The organism is Arthrobacter sp. NPDC055585 (assembly GCF_053619115.1).
In genome coordinates, this window is record NZ_JBSHIT010000001.1 from 1 (window position 1) to 9,000 (window position 9,000).

At 63.9% G+C, this 9,000-nt stretch carries 7 protein-coding genes, 1 tRNA gene and 1 pseudogene; 1 reads left to right on the plus strand and 8 read right to left on the minus strand.

The window, feature by feature from the left end; all coding sequences use genetic code 11:
* Positions 1 to 78: 78 nt before the first annotated feature.
* Positions 79 to 939, minus strand: a complete 861-nt coding sequence (gene rpsB / locus ACWGQ2_RS00005; protein ID WP_452012955.1) for a 30S ribosomal protein S2 — start codon at positions 937 to 939, stop codon at positions 79 to 81.
* Positions 940 to 1,431: 492 nt separating this feature from the next.
* Here rpsB and ACWGQ2_RS00010 point away from each other — a divergent pair.
* Positions 1,432 to 1,902, plus strand: a pseudogene (locus ACWGQ2_RS00010) (M23 family metallopeptidase); the annotation flags it as partial.
* Between the two features lie 126 nt (positions 1,903 to 2,028).
* Here the strand turns inward: ACWGQ2_RS00010 and ACWGQ2_RS00015 are convergent.
* The 7 genes from ACWGQ2_RS00015 to ACWGQ2_RS00045 all read right to left on the minus strand — a co-directional run bounded on the left by ACWGQ2_RS00015 (position 2,029) and on the right by ACWGQ2_RS00045 (position 8,787).
* Complete coding sequence (locus tag ACWGQ2_RS00015; protein WP_452012957.1) at positions 2,029 to 3,213, minus strand: acyl-CoA dehydrogenase family protein; 1,185 nt, start codon at positions 3,211 to 3,213, stop codon at positions 2,029 to 2,031.
* A gap of 227 nt (positions 3,214 to 3,440) precedes the next feature.
* A tRNA-Ile gene (locus ACWGQ2_RS00020) sits at positions 3,441 to 3,514 on the minus strand.
* Between the two features lie 91 nt (positions 3,515 to 3,605).
* Complete coding sequence (locus ACWGQ2_RS00025) at positions 3,606 to 4,790, minus strand: glycosyltransferase (protein ID WP_452012960.1); 1,185 nt, start codon at positions 4,788 to 4,790, stop codon at positions 3,606 to 3,608.
* A gap of 45 nt (positions 4,791 to 4,835) precedes the next feature.
* A complete protein-coding gene (locus ACWGQ2_RS00030; protein WP_452012962.1) occupies positions 4,836 to 5,768 on the minus strand; it encodes a DMT family transporter in 933 nt (310 codons plus the stop codon).
* Positions 5,769 to 5,792: 24 nt separating this feature from the next.
* Positions 5,793 to 6,422, minus strand: a complete 630-nt coding sequence (locus ACWGQ2_RS00035; RefSeq protein WP_452012964.1) for a CDP-alcohol phosphatidyltransferase family protein — start codon at positions 6,420 to 6,422, stop codon at positions 5,793 to 5,795.
* Positions 6,423 to 6,455: 33 nt separating this feature from the next.
* Complete coding sequence (locus ACWGQ2_RS00040) at positions 6,456 to 7,247, minus strand: phage holin family protein (protein ID WP_452012966.1); 792 nt, start codon at positions 7,245 to 7,247, stop codon at positions 6,456 to 6,458.
* Between the two features lie 106 nt (positions 7,248 to 7,353).
* On the minus strand, positions 7,354 to 8,787 hold the full coding sequence (locus ACWGQ2_RS00045; protein WP_452012969.1) for a sugar porter family MFS transporter: 1,434 nt from the start codon (positions 8,785 to 8,787) through the stop codon (positions 7,354 to 7,356).
* Positions 8,788 to 9,000: the final 213 nt, after the last annotated feature.

Below are 9,000 nucleotides of genomic sequence, written 5' to 3' on the forward strand. Positions count from 1 at the left end.
TTCCCGGCCCGCCGCATAGGCGAAGGTTCCGTAATGGCAGCTGCCGTTGCGACAGCTGCCATTACAGGGAAAATCGAATTACTTGGCTTCTTCAGCGGGAGCTTCGGCGGCCGGAGCCTCCGGAGCAGCTTCAGCGGCCGGAGCTTCAGCGGCCGGGGCCTCAGCAGCCGGGGCAGCTGCGCCTTCGAGCAGTTCGCGCTCCCACTCAGCCAGCGGCTCAGCCGGGGCTTCGGTGTTGCCGGACTTGTTGTGGCGGGCGATCAGGCCCTCGGCAACGGCGTCGGCAATAACGCGGGTCAGCAGGTTGACGGAGCGGATGGCGTCGTCGTTGCCCGGGATCGGGAAGTCGACGTCGTCCGGATCGCAGTTGCTGTCCAGGATGGCAACAACAGGGATGTTCAGCTTCTTGGCCTCGTCAACTGCGAGGTGTTCCTTCTGGGTGTCAACGATCCAGACCACGGACGGAGCCTTGGTCAGGTTGCGGATGCCGCCCAGGTTGGATTCCAGCTTGGTCAGTTCACGCTTGAGGAGCAGCAGCTCCTTCTTGGTGTGGCCGGAGGAAGCAACGTCGTCGAAGTTGATTTCTTCGAGTTCCTTCATGCGCTGGATACGCTTGGCAACGGTCTGGAAGTTGGTCAGCATGCCGCCGAGCCAGCGCTGGTTGACGTAGGGCTGGCCAACACGGGTGGCCTGCTCTGCGATGGCTTCCTGCGCCTGCTTCTTGGTGCCGACGAACAGCACGGTTCCGCCGTGGGCAACGGTGGCCTTGACGAACTCGTATGCACGGTCGATGTAGGACAGCGACTGCTGCAGGTCAATGATGTAGATGCCGTTGCGCTCGGTGAAGATGAAGCGCTTCATCTTCGGGTTCCAACGACGGGTCTGGTGACCAAAGTGAACGCCGCTGTCGAGCAGCTGGCGCATGGTAACGACGGGCATGTCGTCACTCCTTCCGGCAGCATGCGGCGCTGGGCGCACGCAGAAAATAGGCTGCCAATTGACGGTTATCAGCGGCACCCGGCGGGTGCTGCTCCTGGTGCCCATCAGCCCTCCGCCCGAAGCGGGCAGGTGGCGTGTGTTCCTTTCCGGTGTTGGCCGGACCGCAGGATCACACCCAGTTATTCCAAGTGGAAAGCGTGGATAGTTGGGGCACGCGTAGTCAGCCTGAGGCGCGTTCCCCTGATCCCGTCCTGCTATCCGGGCGGTTCTCCGGTGCGCCAGTGGCGGCAGGAGGGACTTTCCCGGATGGGCAGGGAGGATCAGCGCGCAGCAAACTGCTTCGTCAAGTGTACTACAGCGGAAGAGCAGTTCTGCCCGGTGCTGCACCTCATTCCCTCCACAGCCTCTGCGGTCCGTAAACCTTAACGAAGATGCTCCACAGCGGCGCTGGCCAGCCAGCACCGCGGCCTCCGTCGGGGCTGAACTGACCTCATGAGTCTTCATCCTTCGGCACGCACCCGGCAGGTCCCGCAGCCAAGGAGCTCTGCCCCTCCGGTCATCGTGTTTGTCCTGGCAGTGGCCCTCTCGTGGGGCGCGGCATGGCCGGTTTTCGCCGGACCGGCGGGTGCCGCACCGGCAGCTCCGGCCTGGCATTGGCCGCTTACTCCTGCTCCCGCGGTGGTCCGCGGCTTCGACAAGCCGGCCCAGCGCTGGCTGCCCGGGCACCGGGGCGTGGATCTCGTCGCCGTACCCGGGGACTCCGTCCTGAGTCCTGCAGCCGGCACCGTCCGCTTCACCGGACACGTGGTGGACCGCGGCGTGGTCACCGTCGACCACGGGGGCGGGCTGCTCAGCAGTTTTGAACCGGTGACCGGCTCCCTCTCACCGGGCGATCCAGTGAGGCAGGGGCAGGCCATCGGGGAGCTCGAGGCACGCAGCACAGCATCGGAAAACGGACAGCCGCACTGCCCCGGCAGTTGCCTGCATTGGGGTGTGCGGCTGGATGGCGAGTATGTAGACCCGCTGGGCCTGATCATGGACCGGCGGCCGAGCGTACTGCTGCCGCTCGGCGCCGGTCCATTGTCCGGTCTAGACGAAGGCGGCAATTCCGGTGATGGCGCGGCCGGTCACCAGGGTGTTGATCTCGTACGTGCCTTCGTAGGAGTAGATGGCTTCGGCGTCTGCGAAGATCTTGGCCATTCCGTAGTCGGTGACAATTCCGTTGCCGCCCAGGATGCTGCGCCCCAGCGCCACCGATTCGCGCATCCGCGCCGTGGTGAACGCCTTGGCCAGCGCTGACTGCTCGTCCTTGGCCCGGCCCTCATCCTCCAGCTGCGCCAGCCGGACCATCATGCCCATGGAGCTCACCGTGTTGCCCAGGATCTGCACCAGCTGCTCCTGTACCAGCTGGAAGGATGCCAGCGGCTTGCCGAACTGCTGGCGTTCTACCGCGTAGCGGCGCGCGACGTCGAAGGCTGCCATCTGCTGTCCCACTGCCTGCCAGGCCACTGCCAGCCGGGTGACCTTCAGGACCTTGTTGGTGTCGCGGAAGCTGTTGGCGCCCTTGAGGTGGAAGTCGTCACTGACAACCACATTGTCCAGGACGATGTCTGCGTTCTGCACTGTGCGCAGTGCGATCTTGTTCTCAATCTTGGTGGCGGTGTAACCCTCGGTCTTGGTGTCCACGAGGAAACCCTTGACCTGGTTGTCCGCCTCGTCACGAGCGTAGATGACAACCCAGTCGGAGAAGGTGGCATTGCCGATCCAGCGCTTGGCACCGTTGAGGATCCAGTTGTCGCCCTCACGGCGGGCTGTGGTCCGGGTTCCGCCGGCAACGTCGGAGCCGCCCAGCGGCTCGGTCAGGCCGAAGGCGCCGATCTTTTTCAGCGAGTAGATGTCCGGGAGCCAGGCTTCCTTCTGCTCCTCGGAAGCCAGCGCTTCGATCGAGCCGGTGAAGAGCCCGTCATGCACACCCATAAAGGTGGCAAAGGACGTGTCTGCCCGGGTGAACTCAGCGTGGCAGAGGCCGGCGAACAGGTTGGAGTAGCCCTGCCGGTAGACCGGCGAAACAACATCCAGTTCAGCGAGCTTGGGAATCATGTGGGTTGGGAAGGTTCCGGCGTTCCACCAGTCGTTGGCGTACGGCTTCACTTCGGCTGCCAGCCAGGACCGGACCTCATGCAGGCGGTCGCGCTCCTTGTCGCTGAGCATGTCCTCGAATGCGTAGAAGTCGCCGTCCGCGTAGGGGAGGTTATCGACGTCGATAGTTGCCATGGAATGTCCTTCGCTGATCCAGTCTGATCCGGGCCGTGAAGCCGGCTGACCCTTATGTTACCCGTCAGTAACATTGCGCACAATCCCCCTGCCGTGTGAGGCGGACCGCGCGGCTTCCGCGCGGCAGGGAATGCCCGGCGGCGCCTGCCGGTGGAAACAAAAAACACCCCGGTCCGAAGACCGGGGTGTTTTTCCGTCACGCGGGACGGATCGCGTTGCTGCACAGGTAGGGCTGGTGGGGCTTGAACCCACGACCCACGGATTATGAGTCCGCTGCTCTGACCGGCTGAGCTACAGCCCCGTGCACTGCCCTGTTCCTGACAGGCAGTAGGAACATCCTAATCGGCAGCAGGCCCGGGCACCGAATCCGCCGGCGCCCGGGCAAAAGTACCCTAGCTGGCGCTGTCGTCGCGATAGAGCTTTTCGAACGTTGCCAAGGTGCCCTCGAGGCTGTGGGAGTCCACCATGTCGCGGCTGTGCTGGCCCATCTTTCGGCGTTCAGCTTCGGGCAGCGCCAGGATCTCGGCAATGCGTCCTGCTACCTCGGTGCTGTTACCGGGTTCAAAGAGGAAACCGTTCCTGCCCTTTTCCACCAGGTGCGGCAGCGCCATGGCGTTGGCCAGGAGTACGGGGGTAGAGGCGGACATAGCTTCCAGGGTCACTAGGGACTGCAGCTCAGCGGTGCCTGGCATGCAGAAGATGTCCGCTCGCAGGTAGGCCTGGCGCAGTTCCTCGTCGCTGACCAGTCCCCGGAAGGAGACCCGGTCTTCAATGCCCAGCTGCTTGGCCAAGGCGATGAGGGCAGGTTTGACCTCCCCTCCCCCCACAATTTCAGCGTGTACGTTCAGCTCGCGCGGCGCCTTGGCAACGGCGTTGATCAGCACGTCCACATGCTTTTCCTCGGCCAGCCGGCCCACGAACAGCACGGTGGGATGATCCGGCCGGTCAACGGTCTCCCCGGGACGGAGCTCGTAGGTGGACGCCTCGATTCCATTGGACAGGGGCATCACGTCCGGAAGCCGGGCGTACTTGACCATGGCTTTTGCCGCAAGCGGTGTAGGTGTGGTTACCACGGCCGCCTGGCCCATGACTTTGCCCATGTCCCGCCAGGAGTTCCTGGCGACAATGCGCTTGAACCACTTGGGGAAGGGCAGGAACGGGTCCAGGTTTTCGGGCATGAAATGGTTCGTGGCGATAACCCGGATGCCGCGCTTGCGGGCGGCGTAGAGGGTGTACTCCCCCACCATGTAGTGGCACTGAATGTGGACCACGTCAGGCTTTACCTTGTCCAGCAGCATCGAGATGTGCTTCTTGATTTCCCAAGGAAGGCAGATCCGCCAGTATTCGTGGGTGGGCACTCCGTGCGAACGGAGACGGTGCACGGTCCAGGGGCCGTCCGTCTCAGAGTGGGCGGGCCCGCTTTCCGGGCTGGGAGCCAGGACGTGCACGTTGTGGCCGCGTCCGTGCATTCCCTGTGCCAGCCGGAAGCCGAACTGGGCTGCACCGTTGAGGTGGGGCGGGTAGGTGTCGCAGGCGATCAGGATGGTCAGCGGTTTATCTGCCGGTTCCTCGGTCACGAATGAAGTCCTCTAGTGGTGTTGTGGCGGTCGGGCCGTTCGGCATCAGGGCTTCCGGGTGGCCCCGGTCCGGGTGGACGCGGGCCTGTGCCGCCGCTTGTTCATCTCCCGGCGTTTGATGACATCCGGATGGTAGCGGGACAAGGCGACCACCCCAACAATAGCAATCACAGCGCAGACGCCCATCGCGACTCCCAGCACGGCGGGAACATCCGGGCGAAGTTCGTTCAGCACGCCGATTCCGATGGCGATGCCCACCATCGGATCGATCACTGTCAGGCCGGCTATAACCAGGTCCGGCGGTCCGCTGGAATAGGCGCTCTGCACAAACCAGGCACCCAGCCCGCCCGCCACGGCGATGCCCACAATGGTGTACCACGGCACGTTCAGCAGGAACCGCCCGTTGGGGTCCAGCAGGTCAGCGGCGATGGTCTTGGTGAGCACCGCGACGAAGCCAAAGAGGATGCCTGCTCCGAGGATGTGCGCAATCGCTCCAAGCCGCTTCCCGAAGACCAGGTTGAGCGTTCCGAAGAAAGCGACGACGACGGCGAGGATCAGCACGATCACGATCTCCTGCCGCGGTTCAACCACCGGCTCGCTCCTGGTGGCCCCGACGGCAAGGAGCACAAAGAGCATGCTGCCAACTACACAGGCAACGATGGACACCACAGTCACACGGTTCAGGCGCAGGCCCTGGTCGCGTGAGTTGACGATGGTGGTAATCACCAGGGCCAGGGAACCGATCGGCTGGACGACGGTCAGCGGAGCCATCGCCAGGGCCGCGACGTTCAGGGCGGTGCCGGTTCCCAGCAGCAGGAGGCCAAAGAGCCAGCGCGGATTGCGGAGCAGCCGTCCAAGCCCCGCCGAGTTCAGGCTCAGTCCGCCGGTGTCTGCGCTGACCGCGCTCCCCTGGCGCTGGGCGCCAAAGGCCAGGAAGACGGCGCTGGCAAGCGCGCACGCGATCGCGACGGCGGTCATGGCGGAGGTGTCCCCATCCCGGGCCTAGGCAGCATGGGCTTCCCCGGCTGTCTGCTCCTGCCGCCGGTATTTCTGCCAGGAAGCGCGGAGGTAACCGAAGAAAGCCGCCACGTGCCCGATGCAGCCAAGCACCAGCACGGTGTTGCCTGCCATGACGAGCCACTCATAGTCGAAGCCGGGAACCTTTTGGAGCAGCAGCATGGGGGCACCGACCAGCAGCAGCGCTGTCCGGATCTTTCCGATGTTGCTCACCGGCAGGTTGGGGCTGCCGCGGAAGAGCAGCAGCGAATTGAGGATGAGGATGATGTCGGGAATGACGATCGCCCAGATGAACCAGCCCGGAGCGATCCGGTCCACCACAAATACGGTGGCAACGATGATGAGCGCCAGCCGGTCTGCAACGGGGTCCAGCCATTTGCCGGCGGCTGAGACCTGGTCCAGCCGGCGCGCGAGGTACCCGTCCACCCAGTCGGTCGATCCCACGATGACCAGCGTGATAAACGCTGCCCCGTAGTTGTCCTCAACGATCAGCCAGACAAAGAGCGGGACACCGAGGAACCGCAGGATTGTGATCAGGTTGGGGATCGTCCAGAAGGTTTCCAGGACCCGTTCTCCCCGGCCCGGCCGTGTTCCGGCGCCGATGAGCCTGATCACTGATGAACTCCTTCTGCCTTCCGCATCAAGGCACTATTTTCGCAGAAGTCTGCGCAGCAGAATTCCCATTGTCAGCAGTGAGGCACCCAGCACCGCGAGGGGCTGCCGGCGTTCACGGAACATGGCGCCGACCTCGTCCGCCATGCCGTCGGTGTGTGCACCCGAACCGGCCGTACCGTTCCTCCGGTCTGCTGCGCGGCGGGCCTTGAGGTCTGCCATCTGCTTTTTGACGTCCGCTTTCTCTCCCAGCCCGTCGCGGACGGCGGCAATGTGCTCGCGGCGCTGGCGCAGCCGGATACGCAGTTCCTCGGGCGTTGGCTTCTGCACTGCGTCCTCGGGCTTCTCCTGCTTGTCTTCGGCAGACTTGTCCTTGGGCGGCTTAGGTGCATCCAGGGTGGCCGGATCGAAGCTGCGGCCCTCCTTGAGGACACCAAGGTCGTAGCGGATGCCGCGCAGGGCGTCCTCGGGCAGCAGCGGCATGGTCTTCTTGAACCTATTCACCCCGACCAGCGCAGCGATTGCCGCGATAACTAGGAAGAGCGCTGCGACGAGCAGTGCTGAGAGCCACGCCGGCATGACGGTGGCAAGGCCCAGGATGGCTGCAGCGATCAAAGCAACTCCGAGGGCGGCCAGGAACAGCAGAGCGACGACGAGGAAGGCGGCTGCGACGCCGGCCTTGATCCCCTTCTGCTTCATCTCCGCGACAGCCAGCGACACCTCATCGCTCACCTGCCGGGGCAGCAGCCGCGCCATCACCTTGGAGAGACCAGCGAGGGATGAGCTTCCATTAGCCCGCTGGGTCCTGGTGCTTGCGGAGCTGTTCATCGGCCCTGCTTCCGTCTGGTCGTTACTGTTCGCCGTTGCCATTACCCAAAATTACCATTCTCCTCAGGTTTCACTAGCCGATGCCTGGTCGCCCCAGCACCATCAGTCACAGTTTGTCCCGGTTCTCCTCAAGTTCCCGGCCGGACAGTTCAGGAAGTTTGGTCTTTACGAACCAGAAGGAGACCACGGCGAAGATCGTAAAGATGGCGTACATGATCCACAACCCGAAGTTTTCGCTGACCCACGGGAAGGAGAGCGTGACGATGAAATTGAAAATCCAGTTGACCATGGTGCTCAGGCCCAGCGCGAGGGATCGGATGTTGTTGGGGAAGATCTCCCCCAGAGTCACCCACATGACCGGTCCCCAGGTCGCAGCGAAGAAGACCACAAAGAGGTTGGCACCAATCAGGGCAATGGCACCCCACGGCTGCGGCAGCACCACTTCACCGCTGCTGCTGTCCGCCTGGAAGAAGGACACCGTGGCGGCCAGCAGTCCGATGAACATGCCAACTGAGCCGGTCATGAGCAGCTTCCGGCGGCCAACCCGGTCCACGAAGGCGATCGCGACGATCGTCATCAGAACGTTCACTACGGAGGTGATCACCGACGTCGTAAAGGAGTCCGACTCGCTGAAGCCAACCGACTGCCACAGCGTGGTGGAGTAGTAGAAGATCGCGTTGATGCCAACCAGCTGCTGCAGGGCGGCGATGGACATGCCGATCCAGAGGATGGGCTTAAGGCCAAGCATTGTGCCGCGCAGGTCAGCATAGGTGGCACGTTCTTCGTTTTCGAAGCTGTCCCGGATTTCGCGGATCTTCTTGTCCGTGTCCCGGACCCCGGTAATGTCCCGCAGCACCCTGGCTGCTTCCTCGTCACGGTTTTTCCGTACCAGGTACTGCGGGGATTCCGGGATTGTCAGCGCGAGGATCCCGTAGACAATCGCCGGAGCCACACCGACCAGGAGCATCCACCGCCATGCGGCCATGCCCCACCACAGTTCGTTGAAGGCGCTGCCGGCCGTGTTGGCGAGCCAGGCGTCAGAGAGCAGGGCAGCGAAAATGCCGATGGTAATGGCCAGCTGCTGCACGGAGCCGAGTGCTCCGCGCCATTTGGCCGGGGCAACTTCGGCGATGTAACCGGGAGCGATGACCGACGCCGTACCGATGGCCAGGCCGCCGATCAGCCTCCACAGCATCAGGTCCCAGACGCTGAACGCCCAGGCTGAGCCGATCGAGTTCGCGGCAAACAGGACGGCTGCCGTGACCATGACGGTCTTGCGGCCCAGCCGGTCAGCCAGCTGGCCGGCAAACCATGCGCCAATCGCGCAGCCCAGCAGCGTAATTGCCACAGTGAAGCCAAGGACGCCCGCGCTGAGGGAGAATTCGCCGCCGATCGCATCGACGGCTCCGTTGATGACAGCAGTGTCAAACCCGAACAGAAGGCCGCCCACCGCAGCGGCGACCGTAACGGCGATGACTTTTGCCGGATGTGCAACACCACCGGCGCTTCCCTGGCTAGGGCCTGTCTGACTGGCGCCCATCGGTTCCTCGGCTTTCCTAGTACTGGGAAATAACCAATAAAGCCTACTCCAACACTAAGCATGCTTTAGGTGGCTGGGAACTGCGGCAGCGCGTTTCAGTCTTCCGGGGCAGAGGCCGGGGGCGGGGGGGGGGGGGGGGGGGGGCGAGCCGGCCCCCCAGCGCGGCTGGCGGCGGGGGGGGGGGCGGGGGGGGGGGGGGGGGGCGGGCGGGGT